This is a genomic window from Saccharothrix syringae, from assembly GCF_009498035.1.
GTDB classification, from domain to species: Bacteria; Actinomycetota; Actinomycetes; order Mycobacteriales; family Pseudonocardiaceae; genus Actinosynnema; species Actinosynnema syringae.
On sequence record NZ_CP034550.1, the window covers coordinates 7,604,297 to 7,619,924 of the forward strand.

Sequence of the window (15,628 nt, forward strand, 5' to 3'; positions counted from 1 at the left end):
TGCCGGACGGGTGAACCGAACCTTGAAATTTGAACCAAAACGCGTCTGCCACCGTGCAAGGGGCTGACGGTGGAGCGGGCAGGAGCGGGGATCGGGATGTCGACCTCTTCTGGTGACGGGGTGCGGGTGAGCGTGCTGGGACCGGTGCGCGCCTGGCTCGGCGAGGACGAGCGGCCGCTGGGCCCGGCCCGCCAACGGGCGGTGTTCGCCCTGCTCGCGGCCCGGGCGAACCGCGTGGTCTCCCGGCACGAGCTGATCGACGGGCTGTGGGGCGACGCGCCGCCGGCCAGCGCGGTCGGCAGCGTGCACACCTACGTGTCGGGGTTGCGGCGCGCGTTGGGACCCGCCCGGGACGCCCTGGTGTCGTCGCACACCTCCGGCTACTCGTTGCGGTTGGCCGAAGGCGCGGTGGACGCGGTGGTGTTCGACCGGGGCCGGGCCCGCGCGCGGCTGCTGCTGGACGCGGGCGACCACCGGGCCGCGCGGGACGCGCTGGACGAGGCGCTGGACCTGTGGCGGGGTGAGGCGTACTCGGGCGTGCCGGGGCCGTTCGCCGAGGTGGAGCGGCGGCGGCTGGACGAGCTGCGGCTGAGCGCCGTGGAGATGCGGGCCCGCGCGGCGCTGGAGCTGGGTGCCCACCGGGAGGTGGTGGCCGAGCTGACCGCGCTGGTGGGCGAGCACCCGTGGCACGAGTCGCTGTGGGAGGTGCTGATGCTGGCGCTGGACCGGTCCGGGCGCCACGCCGAGGCGCTGGAGGCGTTCCGGGACGCGCGCCGGGCGCTGGTGGCCGAGCAGGGGGTGGAGCCGGGGCCCGCGCTGCGGGAGCTCCACCAGCGGATCGTCAGCGGCACGTCCGAGCCCCGGCGGGCGCCTGAGGCGCGGCACGCGGTCGGTTCCCGGCAGGCGGCACGACCAGGGGCCGAGGCTCGCCGCGTGGGTGAAGAGCGGCACGCGGCCGAGCCCTCGTACGCGGCTGGAACGCGGCACGCGGCCGAGTCCCCGTACGCGGCCGGAGCACGGCACGCGGCCGGTCCCCGGCACGAGTCCTCCCCGCGAGGGGCGGCAGGAGTGGACTTGCGGGGCGCGTCCCGAGGGGTGGACGCGCCCCGCCGCCTGCTCTCGGCGCCGCCGCACGTGGCGCGGGTGCTGCGCCAGGGTGCCGCGCCGGGCTCGATCGTCGGCCGCGCCGAGGAGGTCGCGCTGCTGCGCGACCTGGTGACCGACGCGCTGGCCGGGCGGGGCGCGTCGGTGTGGGTCGAGGGCGAGGCGGGCATCGGCAAGTCCGAGCTGCTGACCGTGGCGTTCGCGGACGTGGCGGCGCGCGGCTGCCAGGTGGGCTGGGCGGTCGCCGACGAGCCGGGCAGGCGGTTCCCGCTCCAGGTGATCATGGACTGCCTGGACGTGAGCCCCGCCTCGCCGGACCGGCACCGCGCCGAACCGGCCGTGGAGCTGCGCACCGAGCCCGCGCACGGCGGGTGGGGCCCGGCCGACCCGGTCCCGGTCGCGGTCGACCGGCTGCTGGCCCTGGTGGACCGGGTCTGCGCGGCCGGGCCGCTGCTGCTGGTGATCGACGACCTGCACTGGGCCGACGAGGCGAGCGTGCTGATGTGGCACCGGCTGGCCGCGGCCACCCGCCAGCTGCCGCTGCTGCTGGTGGCCGCCACCCGGCCCGACCCGGGTCGGCGGGAGCTGGCCCAGCTGCGGCGCGGCGTGGAGGCGCGGCGCGGGCACGTGGTGGTGCTGGAGCCGCTGGCCGCGCCGGACGTGGAGGAGCTGATCGGCCGCGTGGTGGGCGCGCGGCCGGACGAGGTGCTGCGCGAGGTGGCCCGCCGCACCGCGGGGAACCCGCTCTACACCCGCGAGGTCGCGCACGCCCTGGTGCGCAACCGGGCCGTGCGCGTGGTGGACGGCGTGGCCGCGGTGGACCGGGACGCCATCGACGAGGTGCCGTCGTCGCTGCTGGCCGCGGTGGACCGCACGCTGGAGTCGGTGTCGCGGGCGACCCGGGAGGTGCTGCGGTCGGCGGCGCTGCTGGGCGTGGCGTTCGGGGTGGACGCGCTGTGCGCGGTCACCGGCCGGTCGGCGCTGGACCTGGTGGGCGCGTTGGACGAGGCGGTGCGGGCCACCGTGCTGGTCGAGGCCGGTGACGAGCTGGCGTTCCGCCACCCGTACCTGCGGCAGGCGCTGTACGAGGGGATCGCCCGGCCGGTGCGGGCCGCGCTGCACCGGCACGCGGCCGAGGCGCTGGCGGGCGTCGGCGCGCCGGTCGAGCGGGTCGCCGAGCACCTGGCGGCCGAGCCCGTGGCACCGGACGAGTGGGTCGCGGGCTGGCTGGTGCGGCACCACGCCACAGTGGCCAACCGGGCGCCGCTGATCGCCGTCGACCTGCTGCGCACCGCGGTGGACAGCCCGCTGCCCACCGGGCCGCAGCGGGCGACCCTGCTGGCCGCGCTGGTGAAGGTGCTGTTCCGGTTGGAGCGCCACCCGGAGCGCGAGGCCGAGCTGGCCGTGGCGCAGACCGCCGACCCGGAGGAGCTGGCGGAGATGCGGCACCTGCTGGCCGCCATGCGGCACCGGCGCGGCGACGCGGAGGCGGCGATCGCGGTGCTGCGCGACAGCCTCGCGCACCCGGACCTGCCCGCGATCTGGCGCACCAGGCACCTGTCCCTGCTGGCCAACTTCCGCCGGGGCGACCTGGAGGACCTGGACGCCACCGAGCGGACCGCCCGCCGGGTGCGCGCCGAGTCGGTGGCCGAGGGCGAGCCGTACCCGATCGCGCACGCGACGCAGACGCTGTGGCTGGTCGACTCGATCCGGCGCGACCACGAGGGCGCGCTGCGGCACGTCAACGAGGCGCTGGCCACCGTCGACGACCGCACCGACCTCGTCGAGCTGCGCCTGGACCTGCTGGACAACAAGGTGTTCACGCTCCAGAACCTGGACCGGCTGGACGAGGCGGGCGAGGCGTTGCGCACGGCCCGCGCGGTGGCCGCCCGCCACGGCCTGACCTCGGGCCTCCAGGTGTCCACCGCGGTGCACCACTACTGGACGGGGCACTGGGACGAGGCCCTGGTGGAGCTGGACACGGTGACCGAGGACGGGCCGGCCATCACGTTCTTCGGGATGCGCGAGCCGGGCCCGGCCGCGCTGCTGCTGCACGGCGTGGCCGCGCTGATCGCGGGCCACCGGGACGACCGGGGCGCGGCGGCCGCCCACCTGCGCGCGGGCGAGGCGCACGTGCCGTCGACCAGCGCCGAGCGGGAGAGCTGCGACTTCTACCTGGCGGCCGCCGCGCTGGCCGCCGAGCAGCGCGGCGACCCCGAGGAGGCGCTGCGGCTGCTGGCGCCGGTGCTGCGGCCGGAGTTCGCGCGGATGATGCTGCGCCACCAGTGGCTGCCCCACGTCGCCCGGCTGGCGCTGGACGTCGGTGACGGTGAGCTGGCCCGCAGGGCGCTCGCGGTGTGCGAGGAGGAGGCGGCCAGGGAGGTGCGACCGGCCCGCGCGCACGCCGCCGCCGCGCACTGCCGCGGCCTCGTGCACGGTGCCCCGGAAGGCGTCCTGACCGCGGCCGCGCACCACCGCGCGGTGGGCCGTCGGCTGGAACTGGCCACGGCGCTCGTCGACGGCGGCACCCTGCTGGCCCGCGCGGGGCGGCCGGAGCGGGCGGCGGCGGTGTTCGGCGAGGCGCTGGAGCTGTTCGACGGTTTGTCGGCGCGGTGGGACGTGCGGCGCGCGGAACGGCTCATGCGGGCGCACGGGGTGCGGGGGGACGCGCCGGCCGGTCGGCCGCGGTCGGGGTGGCAGGCGCTGTCGCCGTTGGAGGTGCGCATCGCGCGGCTGGTGGCGGAGGGGTTGTCCAACCCGGACATCGCGGGTGAGCTGGCGATGCCGCGGCGGACCGTGCAGTCGCACGTGTCCCGGGTGCTGGACAAGCTGCGGTCGCCTTCCCGCACGTCGGTCGCCGAACACGTGCGGGCGAATCGGCCGTCGATGTCTTGTTGAGGTGCCTGGTCGAGGTGGGGGTGGGGTGCCTGCGGGTGGGCGGTGCCCTGCTGCGGTCTTCCGGTGCCGTGACGTGCGCCTACGCGTAGCGCGCCGCCGGTCCCGGCCGCGCGCCGGTCCCGGCGGCCGGCGTCACCGGAGCCGTCCGGGCGCGGCAGGCGTCTTCCCGGCCGGCTCGGGTGCCTTGACGAGCTTGAGCCCCACCACGCCGGCGACGATGCCCGCGAGCAGCAGCACGCGCGCGGTGGTGACGGCCTCCTCGCCGGTGAGCATCGCCCAGGTCACGGTCAGCGCGGCGCCGGTGCCGGTCCAGACCGCGTAGGCCGTGCTGATCGGGATGTGCCGGGCGGCGTGGCCGAGGCCCAGCATGCTCAGCACCAACCCGACCGCGAACACGACGACGGGCACGGGCCGGGTGAACCCCTCGCTCTGCCCCAGCGCCGTGGCCCAGACCGCTTCCAGGACGGCGCTCACCAGCAGCACGACCCACGGCATCAGCCGACCGCCTTCAGCCCGGCGACGCACCCGACGAGGAGCAGCAGCAGCGCGGCGCGCGCGACCGTGAGCCGTTCCCGGTGGCGGGCGACCGCGAGGACCGCGGTGAGCACCGCGCCGATGCCGACCCAGACGGCGTATGCGGTGCCGGTGGGCAGTTCGGTCATGGCGTAGGCGAGGCCGACCATGCTGAGGACCATCGCGACGGCGAACACGACCGTGGGGCCTTTCCGCCGGAAGCCGTGCGAGGCGCCGAGCGCGGTGGCCCACACCGCTTCGAGCACCCCGGAGGCGATCAGCACCGCCCAGGCCATCGTCCACTCCGCCCTGTTGTAGTCGCCCTGCGGTCGTTCCGCCTTGGTCGACCCGCCGTAGTCGTACGACTGTGCGAATACCACGGTACCCGTTTTCGCACGATCGTGCGAGAATGGGGCGGTGCCCAGGAGGATGAACGCGGACGAACGCGACCGGGCAGTGGTCGAAGCGGCGTGGCGGGTCCTGGTGCGCGATGGTCTGGCCGCGCTGTCGGTGCGCAACGTCGCCGCCGAGGCCGGGTTGGCGCCCAGTTCGCTGCGCTACACCTTCCCCACGCAGGCCAGCGTGCGCGAACGCGCCGTCGAGGTCGTCCTGGACCGGTTGCGCGAACGCATCGCCGCCATCCCCGACGACCTCGACGGCAGCGCCTGGGCACGCGCCGCGCTGCGGGAGCTGCTCCCCCTGGACGCCGAGCGCCGAACCGAGATGGAGGTGACCCTGGCCCTGGGCACCGCCGCCCTCACCGACCCCGCGCTCCACCCGGCCCACCACGCCATGAACGAGACGGTCCGCGAGATCTGCGCCCGCGCCGCCACCACCCTCGGCCGAATGTCGAATGTTGACATTGACCACTTACACGCCCTGGTCGACGGCCTGGCCCTGCACATCGTCCGCCGGAACCGCGGGGAGGAGACCGAGTGGGCGGTCCGGGTGCTCGACGCGCACCTGGAGGCTTTGGCGGGCTCCTGAAGCGCCAGAAGCGCCTACCGCACGCTTGCGGCCCACTCCTGGCTCCGCAGCCTCACCGGCCCGCCCTCACCGGCCGCCCTCACCGGCCGCCCTCACCGGCCGCCCTCACCGGCCGCCCTCACCGGCCGCCCTCACCGGCCGCCCTCACCGGCCACCTTCCCCAGCCGCCCTCACCGGCCCGATCTCGCCCGCCCAACCTCGCCGGTCCATCCTCACCAGCCCACCCCTGCGCCCGTCCTCGCGTTCCCCTTGCACCTCCCCCATGCGTCCCGACCGCAAAGAACCTGCCTGCCCAGGGACGTCCCTAAGTCCGCAGGTATGAGGCGCCGTTGAGGTCGAGGACCGCGCCGGATGCCCACTCGGCGGCCGGGGAGGCCAGGTAGACCACAGCGGCGGCTACTTCTTCCGGTTTCGCGACCCTCCCGAAGGGGCTTTGCCTGCGCACGTCGTCGGTCACCATGTCGGCCACCCGGTCGGTCGCCACGAAGCCGGGGGCCACCGAGGCCACCGCGATGCCGTGCGGGGCGAGGGCCACCGCCAGCGACTGGCCCATGGAGTGCAGCGCCGCCTTGCTCGCGCCGTAGGCCGGCATGTCCGGTTCGCCGCGGAACGCGCCGCGGGAGCCGACGTTGACGATTCGGCCGCGCACGTTCCGCTCGACCATGTGCCGGGCGACGCAGTAGGTCATGTTGGCGGCACCGAAGACGTTGACGTCGAAGGTGCGGCGCCACAGCGCTTGCCAGTCCTCGTAGGACTTGTCGTCGAACGAACCGAGTTCCACCAGGCCCGCGTTGTTGACCAGGACGTCGATGGTGCCCAGGCGGGCCGCGGCCGAGTCGACCACGCGGGCGATGGCGGTGGGGTCGGCGAGGTCGACGTCCGCCGAGGACAGTGCCACCACCTCGTCACCGAGGTCGCGGAACGCGTCGGCGATCGCCGCACCGATACCGCGGTTGCCGCCGGTTACCAGGACGCCGCGGGTCACTTGGCGAACACCTGCGACTCGTCCTTGAACGCCTTGAACTCCAGCGCGTTGCCGGCCGGGTCGCGGAAAAACATTGTCCACTGCTCCCCCGGCTCGCCGGCGAACCGCAGGTACGGCTCGATCACGAACTCCGTCCCGGCCGCGCGGAGCCGGTCGGCCAGGGTGTGGAACTCCGGGATCGGCAGGATCAGGCCGAAGTGCGGCACCGGCACCTCGTGGCCGTCGACGGGGTTGCGGCCGGACTCGGCACGCGCGCCGGGCACGACGTGGGTCACGACCTGGTGGCCGTAGAAGTTCCAGTCGACCCACGCCTCGGCCGAGCGCCCCTCCTCCAGGCCGAGTACGCCGCCGTAGAACTCGCGGGCCCTGGTCAGGTCGTCTACGGGGATGGCGAGGTGGAAGCCGGGTCTCATGCCTCTACCTTCACCAGCGATGTGGGCAATGTCAACATTCGACATTGGGATGACCGGCGGTCTGACGGCGCTGCTCCCCTGCCGGCGCAAGCCCGAACGGGACGGAACAGGCCGAGCCAGGGCGGGGTGGGGCGGGGTGGGGCGGACTGGGCCGAGCTGGACTGGGCGAGGCAGGCCGGGGCGGGCCGGGGCGAGGCGAGGCGGGCCGGGCCGGGGCGAGGCGAGGCGAGGCGAGGCGAGGCGGGGCGAGGCGGGACGAAGCGAGGCAGGCCGGGCCGGAGCGAGGCAGGCCGAGGCGAGACGGCGCGGAGCAAGGCAGCGCGAGGCGGGGCAGGGCGGGATAGGGCAGGCCGGGGCGAGGCGGGGCAGGACGGCAGCGCCATCCTGACAAAGCAGGACCGAGGAAGACCGGACCGATGGCGCAGGACCGACCACACCGGGCAGGCCGCACCAGACCGGGCAGATCCCGACCGGGCAGATCCCGACCGGGCAGGTTTTGACAGCCCGTCTCCAACAGCACCGCCTCCGGGAGCGCCGAACCCTGACAGCACCGGCTCCGATGATGCCGGTTTCGGTCCGACGCTCCCGATGCTCCCGATGGTGCAGGTGTGGTGCCACCGGGTCTGGAATGTCAACATTCGACATTAAGTTGACCGCCATGTCCAGGGATGTCAACATTTGACATTGTGGAGCTGCAGAAGGCCGATCGACGTGGACTCGCCGGAGAAGCGGCCGAGTTGATCCGGGAGGCGATCCTCAGCGGTACGTTCCCGCCGGGTGCGCCGTTGCGAGAAGTCGAACTGGCCGCCTCACTGGACGTCAGCCGCGGCTCGGTCCGGGAGGGTTTGGCCGTCCTGGAGCGGGAAGGGCTGGTGCGCAGCGCCTGGCACCGCGGCACCAGGGTGATCGACCTGACTCCCCGGGACGCCGAGGAAGTCTATTCAGTGCGGGCCGTCCTGGAGGGGCTGGCCAGTCGCACCGCGGTCGGTCGCGTCGACCTCGACGCCCTCGGCCAACTCGTCGAAGCCATGACCGAAGGGGTGGCCTCAGGCGCCCCCAGCGCGGACCTGCTGGCCCTGGACATCGCCTTCCACGACACGATCTACCTGGCCTCGGACAACCGCCGCCTGATCGAGTCCTGGCACGCCCTGCGCTCCCAGGTGCACCTGTTCCAGCTCACCCGCATCCGACTCGGGCACGACGACTACCGGGCCGTCGTCGTCGACGAGCACCGGGAAATCCTCCGACTGCTCCGCGCCGGGAACCCCAAAACGGTCGCCCGCTACGCCGAGGAGCACGTCCACACCGCGCTGCGGGCACTGCTCCTCCGACTCCCGGAGGCCCCGGCCTAGAAGCCGACCCCGACGACTCGACACCCGATACCCGCAGGTCAGGAGCACAACCAAGCCCCACGCCCGCCGGCAAGTACGCGAACACCCCTCGGCAAACGCCAACACGAACCGCCACCCGGCCTAAAGCGGCGGGTGCATCGCCACATAGGTCGCGATGGTCTCCGCCGCCGGGCCGTCGGCCACCACCCGGCCACCCTCAAAGAGGATCACCCGGTCGAAGTCCGCGACCAGTTCCAGGTCGTGCGACACCACCACGACCCGCTGCGGCAAGTCCTGGATCAGCCTGGTCACCAGGCGTCGGTTGCGCAGGTCCAACAGCGTGGTCGGCTCGTCGAACACCACGTGCGCGGGCTCCAGCACCAGCACCGCCGCGATCGCCAGCAACTGCTTCTGCCCACCGCTGAGCAGGTGCGCCGGGTGGTCCCGGAACTCCTCCAAACCGTAGGCCGCGAGGGTGGCCGTCACCCTCTCCGCCACCTCGTCGCGCGCCACGCCGCGGTGCTTGAGGCCGAACGCGACGTCCTCGGCGACGGTCGGCATGATGATCTGCACGTCCGGGTCCTGGAACACGAACCCGACCCGGCGGCGGACCGCCTTGCCCTGCTCGCGGGTGTCCAGCCCGTCGACCTCCACCCGGCCCTCGGTCGGCACCAGCAAACCGTTGAGCAGGCGCGCGAAGGTGCTCTTGCCCGAGCCGTTGGAGCCGATGACCGCCACCCGGTGCTCCTCCAGGGTGAGGTCGACCCCGTTGAGCACCCGCCGGTCGCCGAAGCGGTGGCTGACGCCCGTGACCTCGATGGTCACGCCTCGACCCGGGGTTCGACGAGCGGGTACGCGCGGCGCACCGCGACGGCGGCCAGCGAGCCGATCACGACCTTGATCGCGTCGCCCGGCAGGAACACCACCGAGCCGGTGATCGCGTCGGCCAGCGGCATCCCCGACACCACCGACATCCACGGGATGCCGATGGCGTAGAGCACGAGGGCGCCGCCGATCGCGTTGCACAGCAGCGCGACGCCGAGGTTGTAGCGGCGCCAGAGCCGTTCGGTCAGCAGCCCGACCACGAACGCGCCCACCGGGTAGGCCAGCACGAACCCGCCGGTCGGCCCGAGGATCACGCCCAGGCCCCCGCGACCGCCGGGCAGCACGGGCAGGCCCACCAGCACCAGCAGGACGAACAGCAGGATCGCCAGGCCGCCCCGGCGGGCGCCGAGGATCGAGCCGGCGAGCATCACGCCGAGCGTCTGCGACGTGAACGGCGCCGGGACCAGGGGCAGCTCGATCAGCGGGAAGAAGCCGAGCACGACCATGATCGCCGCGAACAGGGCGACCAGGGCGATGTCCTTGGTGCGCACAGCCGTCCCCCTACCTCGAAGCCGTTCCGGCGCACCATCATAGGGGCGGTCCCACCGGTCGCCGGGCCGTTCCCACGTGGTGGCGGTCACCGCGAGGTCCGGTGTGGACGTTCACCCGCCTCGAAGCCGCGGGCGTCCAGCGCCTCGCCCAGGCCGTCGGCCAGGCGCAGGGTCTTGATCAGCAGCGGGGTGAGGAACGCGGAGCTCCGCTCGACGCCGCGGGCCCGCTGCGCCGCCCGGACCTGCTCGGCCTGCTCCCGGATCACCGGGATGAACCGGATGGTCAGCGCCACCAGCAGGCCGACCCGCTCCGGTCGCACGCCCAGCGGCCGCAGGGGGCGCAGCGCGGCCTCGACCGCCGCGATCATCGCCGACGTCCGGGTGGTGAGCGTCACCAGGTTGGCCAGCAGCACCAGGGCGAGGATGCGCTCGCCCACCAGCACCGCGGTCGCCCAGTCGGTCAGCACGACCTGCGCCGCGACGATCAGCGCGGTGAACGGCAGCACCGGCCGCGCCTGCCGCCACGCGGTGCGCCACGGGACCCGCGCCACGGGGTGGCAGAGCACGACCGCGGCCAGCGCGACGGCCAGGCCGGGTATCGAGCGCACGAAGAACAGCCCGGTGCCGGCGCCGAACAGCACGAGCAGCTTCGCCCCGGCGGGCAGGGCGTGCACGGGGGTGTCGGCGTCGTGGTACAGGCTGAGCATGGGCCCGTTCTACCCCACCGGCGGCACGGCGGGGCGACAGGCCCGTGAAAAACACTCGAAGTGAACAGGGCTCATAAATACTCGCCCACTATTCCGGGCATCCCCTCCGCGGGGAATGCGTTGCGCGGAACGCCCCACCCCGTCACCGGACCAGACCACGCGCACATCGGTGCGTAATCACCGCGCACGGCCGTGCTCGTATCAACGGGGACGAGGCAACTCCACTGGCGGCTTGCCGATTCCCCCGCCGGCTTGGCACCCTCGAACCAGGCGCTTGGTGAAGCCCGTCCGAAATCCCCACCGGACCGGCGGGTCGCGCAGCCCGTGAACACTTCTCCGCGCATTACCGGGTCCGCAGCAATGACCTCGTTCGCTCGAAACCGCCGGCCGGGGGGCGTCCGCCATGAATTCGTTCTTCACGCAGGCCACCAACTTCGGCAGCGCGGTGTCCGGCGGTGTCGACCCCCGCACGGGGCTGTTCAACGCCCGGCTCGCGCTGGGCGAGATCGTCGGCAACCGCAACCTCGGCCCGTCGCTGCCGCTGGTCCTGGGCTACTCGCCGCTCACCTCGGCCGACGTCGGCTTCGGGCGGGGCGTCTCACCCGGGCTGACCACCTACGACACCGACGACCGGCTGCTGGTGCTGTCCACCGGCGAGCAGTACAAGATCCAGGAGACCGCCACGAACGTGGTGCTGCGGCAGCACAAGCTGGACACCGTCCACGTCACCAAGGACCGGGACTCCTACCGGATCGCCCACAAGTCCGGCGACGTGGAGGTCCTGACCGGCCCCCGGAACGCGGTCAAGCTCAAGGTGCCGACCGCCCTGCTCACCCCCTCCGGCCACGGCCTGACCCTGACGTGGGACTTCAGCGGTCCGCAGCCGCGCCTCCAACAAATCCGGGACGAGAACGACGTCCTGCTGAGCGTGGACCACACCGCCACGAGCAAGACCACCCTGCACGTCCTGCCCGGCCAACCCGAGGGTTACGACGTCGAACTGCGATTCCGCAACGGCCTGCTCGACAGCGCGCACCACCTCGGGCTCGGCGCGGGGACACCGCTGGTGTGGAATTTCACCTACACCCCGATGGGGCAGCGCGGTGAATGGGGTTCCTGGCTCACCGGCGTGACCATGCCGGGCGGCATGTCCGAGACCGCCTACTACCGCAACGACGGTCGCGGGCACCAGTTCCCGGTTTCCGCCGGGCTGCCCGCGCTGCCGTTCGTGGAGCGGTTCACCCAGTCACCGGGCGGCGGGCAGCCGACGGTCGAAACGACCTACAGCTACACCGACAACAACTTCCTCGGCGGCCATTCCGGGGTGGGCTGGGATTCCGGCCGGGACAACCTGTACGAGGTCCTGTCCGACTATTCCTACGGCTCCACCGAATCCCTGGTCTGCGCCGGGCGGACCACGACCACCGTCCGCGAGTACGACCGGTACCACCTGCAAACGGCCGAGACGACGCGGCGGAACGGCTGCTCCCGCGGCGTCGCGATCGACTACCACGCGGTGGTCGGCCGGCCGTTCGACCAGCAGCCCGCCCAGTTCCAGCTCCCGAAGAAGCGCACGGTCACCTGGACCGACGACCGGCGGCAGACGCGCGACGAGGTCACGCTGACCGGCTTCGACGCGGCGGGCAACCCGCAGAGCAGGACCGAGCCCGACGGCACCGCGACCGCGTGGGAGTACTACCCGGCGGGCGGCAGCGGCGACGACTGCCCGCCCGAGCCCAACGGGTTCACCCGCCTGCTCGCCGCCGTCACCCGGACACCGCCGCCCACCGACTTCGACGCGCCCGTCCACCGCACGTCCTACCGCTACGCGGCGCACCGGGGCACGCCGGACTCCCGGGTGGGCACCGCCGTGCTGAAGTCCGCGGAGCTGCACCACGCCGACGACGAGCCGCTGCACCGGAAGGACTTCACCTACGGCACCTCGGGCCCGGAGTTCGGCCGCGTCACCGGCGTGGTCGAGACCGAGTACGCGGGCGACGGCACGCCCTACGCCGCGACGCACGCCTTCGGCTTCTCGGTGCGCGGGGACGCGCTGCTCCAGACCCACTCGGTGACGACGCACGACCGGCTCACCACGACCCGGTCGGAGACGCGCTCGCGGTTCACCGGGCGCCTGCGGTCCACCACCGACCCGCAGGCCAACGTCACCACCGCGACCTACGACGGCCTGGGCCGCCTGCTGACGCGCACCCTGAACCCGGACACCCCCTACCAGGCCGTGGAGAGCCGCGCCTACGCGATGGGCGGCGACGCGCCGTTCGTCGTGACGACCGCGGACGCGCTGGGCAACCAGCTGCGCGAGAGCCTCGACGGCGCCGGCCGGCCGATCCGGCGGGAGCGCCGGGACGTCGACGGCGACGGCGCCTGGTACACCGTCCAGGAACTCGGCTACGACGAGCAGGGCCGCGTGTCGTCGATCTCGGACCGGGACCACGTGCGCGGCGGCGGCGCGATCGGGCTGGTCCGGACCTTCGCCTACGACGACTGGGGCCTGCTGTCGACCACGACCGGCGACGACGGCACCGGCGAGCTCACCCGGCACGACCCGGTCCGGCGGACGACCACGACCCAGCTGCTCGGCGGCGGCACGCCGGTGTCGGGCACGGAGGTCACGACCCACGACACCCGGGGCGAGCCGGTGAGCGTGGAGCGGTTCGACCTGGCGGGGGCCTCCGCGGGCAGGCGCCTGCTGGAGCGCGACGGCTGGGGCAGGCCGCGCCGCGAGACCGACGAGCTCGGGCACGTGACGAGCCACGACTACGACGCGCGCGACCGGCTCGTCCGGACCACCCTGCCGGATGGCACGCTGATCTCCCGCGAGCACGCGCCCTTCTCCCCCGACGTGCTGATCACCGGCCTCGCCGTGGACGGGACGCCCTACGGCGCGCAGCGGTTCGACGGCCTGGGCCGGCTGACCGGCACCACCTCCGGCGGGCGGACCTGGTCGTTCGACTACGCCGCCACCGGCGACCCCGTCCCCTCGTCGGTCACCGCGCCCGACGGGCAGCTGCGCACCTACCGGTTCGTCCCGCAGCTCGACAACGCCCTGTCCCAGGTCCAGGCGGGCCCCGTCACCCAGCGGTTCACCCGCGACCCGGTCACCGGCTCGGTGACCACCGCCCTGGCCGACGGCGCCGCGATCACCCGCGACCACTACCCGTCCGGCCTGCTGCGCACCGACACCACCAGCCTCCCCGACCAACCCGACGGCACCACGCAGTACGACTACACGGTCAATGGCCTCGACCAGGGCCACACGGGCGTCGACGGCACCACCGAGCAGATCACCCGGGACGACCACGGCCGGATCTCGGCGGTCACCGACCCGGCCGTGCGGGCGTCGCTGGGCTACGACACCGCCGGCCGCCTGACCGGGTGGACGGCCCTGGACCGGCAGTCGGGCCACACCCTGACCACCGCGCTGGACCTGGACGACTTCGGCCGCGAGGTGCGGCGCACCATCACCGACGACCGGGGCGCGTCGTGGACGCTCACCCAGGCGTGGCAGGCCGACGACCTGCTGAGCAGGCGGACCTTCTCGCGGGACGGGACGGTGCTGCGGGACGAGTCCTTCGCCTACGACAGCCGCGGCCGGCTCACCGGGTACACCTGCGACGGGACCTCGCCGCCGCTCGACGAGCACGGCAACGCGGTCACCCGGCAGTCGTTCACCTACGACGGCCACGGCAACCTCACCCGCTGCGTGACCGAGTTCCCCGGCGGCTCCGACACGGCGACCCACCTGTTCGAGAACCCGGCCGACCCCTGTCAGCCGACCGGCGTCCGCCACACCCACCCGGCCTACCCCGCCCGGGTCGACCTGCGCTACGACGCGGCCGGGCGACTGGTCGCCGACGACGCCGGGCGCGCCCTCGCCTACGACGCCCTGGGCCGCCTGCGGTCGGTGGGCCCGGCGAGCCGGTACGGGTACGACCCGCTGAACCGGCTGGTGACCCAGGAGACCGGCGACGGCACCAGCGTCCTGCACTACCGGGGCGACACGCTCGCCTCGGTGGTCGAGGGCGACCGGCGGACCCGCCTGCTCCAGCTCGACCAGGCGTGCGTGGCCCAGCGCAGCGAGGGGGCACGGGCCGAGACCCGGCTGTTCGGGACGGACGGCAAGCGGACGGTGCTGGTGGCCGGCACCGGCGGGCAGCACGAGGAGTACGCCTACACCGCGTACGGCAGTCGCTCGGTGTCGAGGACCGCCGACGCTGCGGGGGCCAGCGCGCTGGGGTACGACGGCGAGCGGGTCGACCCGGCGCTCGGGTGGTCCTACCTGGGCAACGGCTACCGCGCCTACTCCCCCGCGCTGATGCGGTTCACCGCGCCCGACAGCGAGAGCCCGTTCGGGGCGGGCGGGATCAACCCGTACGCGTACTGCCTGGGCGACCCGGTGAACCGGGTCGACCCGTCCGGGCACCTGAGCTGGCAGGCGTGGCTGGCCATCGGCCTGGGCGTCGCGGGCCTGGCGCTGACCGTGGTGACCGGCGGCCTGGCGATCGCGGCGGCGGGCGGGGTGGTGGCCGCGGTGAGCGCGGCCTCGACGACCACGCTGGTGGTCGGCGCCCTCGGCGTCGCGTCGGACGTGACCGCGATCGTCGGCGGCGCGCTGGAGGAGGCGTCGCCCAAGGCGTCGTCGGTCCTGGGGTGGGTCTCCCTCGGCACCGGCCTCGCCGGGCTCGCCGAGGCCGGGGTCCGGATGGCCGGCCGGCTGTCCGGGCTGGCGCGGCGGTCCCCGGAGCTGGCCGAGGACCTGGGCCGGTCGACGAGGTCGGCGCTGCGCTCCCACGACACGGACGTGGTGTGGGCCGAGGTCGTTCCGGACGAGCGCCAGTACGACGACCTGACGAGGTTCAAGTACGTGCGCAACCGCGGTCGCCGACGCGTGTGGCTCACCAAGTACGCCATCTACGGGGACGCGATCAGGCCGTACGTCGAGAGCGCGCTGCGCCGGAGGCGACCGCTCACCATCCTGTCCGGGACGCACGGCGGGACGTTCGGGTACCGGACCACCAGGAGCGCCGCACGCGGGTTCTTCAACGACGACTGGGCCATGGTCAACAGCCTGCGGGAGCAACGCGGGTTCCCCCGCGGCCTGATCAAGGTCGTCGACACCTCCGGGCTGAGCTGGCGCGGGCTGCGGCGCATCCTGCACGGTGACCGCGAGGTCATCGCGGCGTTCTGCCACAGCCGCAACGACGTGGCCATCCGGCGGATCCTCGGCCTGGACGCCGACGTCTCGTACGTCCTGGACGAGTGGCTCCACTGAACCATCCCGCCCGAACACGAG

Annotated in this window: 11 protein-coding genes; 4 read left to right on the plus strand and 7 right to left on the minus strand. The window is 73.8% G+C overall.

What is annotated here, in order from left to right; translation table 11 throughout:
- The first annotated feature begins 96 nt into the window (after positions 1 to 96).
- Entirely contained in the window at positions 97 to 4,002 is a 3,906-nt protein-coding gene (locus EKG83_RS32105; protein ID WP_037330832.1) for a BTAD domain-containing putative transcriptional regulator, read from the plus strand.
- A 132-nt stretch (positions 4,003 to 4,134) separates the two neighbouring features.
- Here EKG83_RS32105 and EKG83_RS32110 read toward each other — a convergent pair whose 3' ends face one another.
- Both EKG83_RS32110 and EKG83_RS32115 read right to left on the minus strand, forming a co-directional pair.
- Positions 4,135 to 4,497: a DMT family transporter gene (locus tag EKG83_RS32110; protein WP_033435640.1), complete on the minus strand. Its 363-nt coding sequence runs from the start codon at positions 4,495 to 4,497 to the stop codon at positions 4,135 to 4,137.
- The gene (locus EKG83_RS32115; RefSeq protein ID WP_322746611.1) at positions 4,497 to 4,895 is read right to left on the minus strand and encodes a DMT family transporter; all 399 of its coding nucleotides are present in this window, start codon (positions 4,893 to 4,895) and stop codon (positions 4,497 to 4,499) included. The genes EKG83_RS32110 and EKG83_RS32115 overlap by 1 nt, the downstream gene beginning before the upstream one ends.
- Before the next feature lie 37 nt (positions 4,896 to 4,932).
- Here EKG83_RS32115 and EKG83_RS48525 point away from each other — a divergent pair, with 37 nt between their 5' ends.
- A complete protein-coding gene (locus EKG83_RS48525) occupies positions 4,933 to 5,502 on the plus strand; it encodes a TetR/AcrR family transcriptional regulator (protein ID WP_033435641.1) in 570 nt (189 codons plus the stop codon).
- A gap of 304 nt (positions 5,503 to 5,806) precedes the next feature.
- Here EKG83_RS48525 and EKG83_RS32125 read toward each other — a convergent pair whose 3' ends face one another.
- Together EKG83_RS32125 and EKG83_RS32130 are read right to left on the minus strand one after the other, a co-directional pair.
- On the minus strand, positions 5,807 to 6,487 hold the full coding sequence (locus tag EKG83_RS32125; RefSeq protein ID WP_033435642.1) for an SDR family NAD(P)-dependent oxidoreductase: 681 nt from the start codon (positions 6,485 to 6,487) through the stop codon (positions 5,807 to 5,809).
- Entirely contained in the window at positions 6,484 to 6,900 is a 417-nt protein-coding gene (locus EKG83_RS32130; RefSeq protein ID WP_033435643.1) for a VOC family protein, read from the minus strand. The genes EKG83_RS32125 and EKG83_RS32130 overlap by 4 nt, the downstream gene beginning before the upstream one ends.
- 686 nt (positions 6,901 to 7,586) lie before the next feature.
- Between EKG83_RS32130 and EKG83_RS32135 the strand changes: the two genes are divergently transcribed.
- The gene (locus EKG83_RS32135) at positions 7,587 to 8,252 is read left to right on the plus strand and encodes a GntR family transcriptional regulator (RefSeq protein WP_322746612.1); all 666 of its coding nucleotides are present in this window, start codon (positions 7,587 to 7,589) and stop codon (positions 8,250 to 8,252) included.
- A gap of 120 nt (positions 8,253 to 8,372) precedes the next feature.
- On the opposite strand, the gene EKG83_RS32140 is transcribed toward EKG83_RS32135, so the two are convergent.
- The 3 genes from EKG83_RS32140 to EKG83_RS32150 all read right to left on the minus strand — a co-directional run bounded on the left by EKG83_RS32140 (position 8,373) and on the right by EKG83_RS32150 (position 10,314).
- The gene (locus tag EKG83_RS32140) at positions 8,373 to 9,056 is read right to left on the minus strand and encodes an energy-coupling factor ABC transporter ATP-binding protein (RefSeq protein ID WP_051767015.1); all 684 of its coding nucleotides are present in this window, start codon (positions 9,054 to 9,056) and stop codon (positions 8,373 to 8,375) included.
- Positions 9,053 to 9,607 carry a biotin transporter BioY gene (locus EKG83_RS32145; protein ID WP_033435645.1) on the minus strand — a complete coding sequence of 185 codons (555 nt, stop codon included), beginning with the start codon at positions 9,605 to 9,607 and terminating at the stop codon, positions 9,053 to 9,055. Before EKG83_RS32145 ends, EKG83_RS32140 begins: the two co-directional genes overlap by 4 nt.
- Before the next feature lie 86 nt (positions 9,608 to 9,693).
- Entirely contained in the window at positions 9,694 to 10,314 is a 621-nt protein-coding gene (locus tag EKG83_RS32150) for an energy-coupling factor transporter transmembrane component T family protein (protein WP_033435646.1), read from the minus strand.
- A 403-nt stretch (positions 10,315 to 10,717) separates the two neighbouring features.
- On the opposite strand from EKG83_RS32150, the gene EKG83_RS32155 reads away from it, so the two are divergent.
- A complete protein-coding gene (locus EKG83_RS32155) occupies positions 10,718 to 15,607 on the plus strand; it encodes an RHS repeat-associated core domain-containing protein (RefSeq protein ID WP_033435647.1) in 4,890 nt (1,629 codons plus the stop codon).
- Positions 15,608 to 15,628: the final 21 nt, after the last annotated feature.

Excerpts from the sequence above, each read along its gene's own strand:
- EKG83_RS32150 (WP_033435646.1), bottom strand. The coding sequence starts at position 10,314 with ATGCTCAGCCTGTACCACGACGCCGACACCCCCGTGCACGCCCTGCCC.
- EKG83_RS32105 (WP_037330832.1), top strand. The coding sequence starts at position 97 with ATGTCGACCTCTTCTGGTGACGGGGTGCGGGTGAGCGTGCTGGGACCG.
- EKG83_RS32110 (WP_033435640.1), bottom strand. The coding sequence starts at position 4,497 with ATGCCGTGGGTCGTGCTGCTGGTGAGCGCCGTCCTGGAAGCGGTCTGG.
- EKG83_RS32130 (WP_033435643.1), bottom strand. The coding sequence starts at position 6,900 with ATGAGACCCGGCTTCCACCTCGCCATCCCCGTAGACGACCTGACCAGG.
- EKG83_RS32155 (WP_033435647.1), top strand. The coding sequence starts at position 10,718 with ATGAATTCGTTCTTCACGCAGGCCACCAACTTCGGCAGCGCGGTGTCC.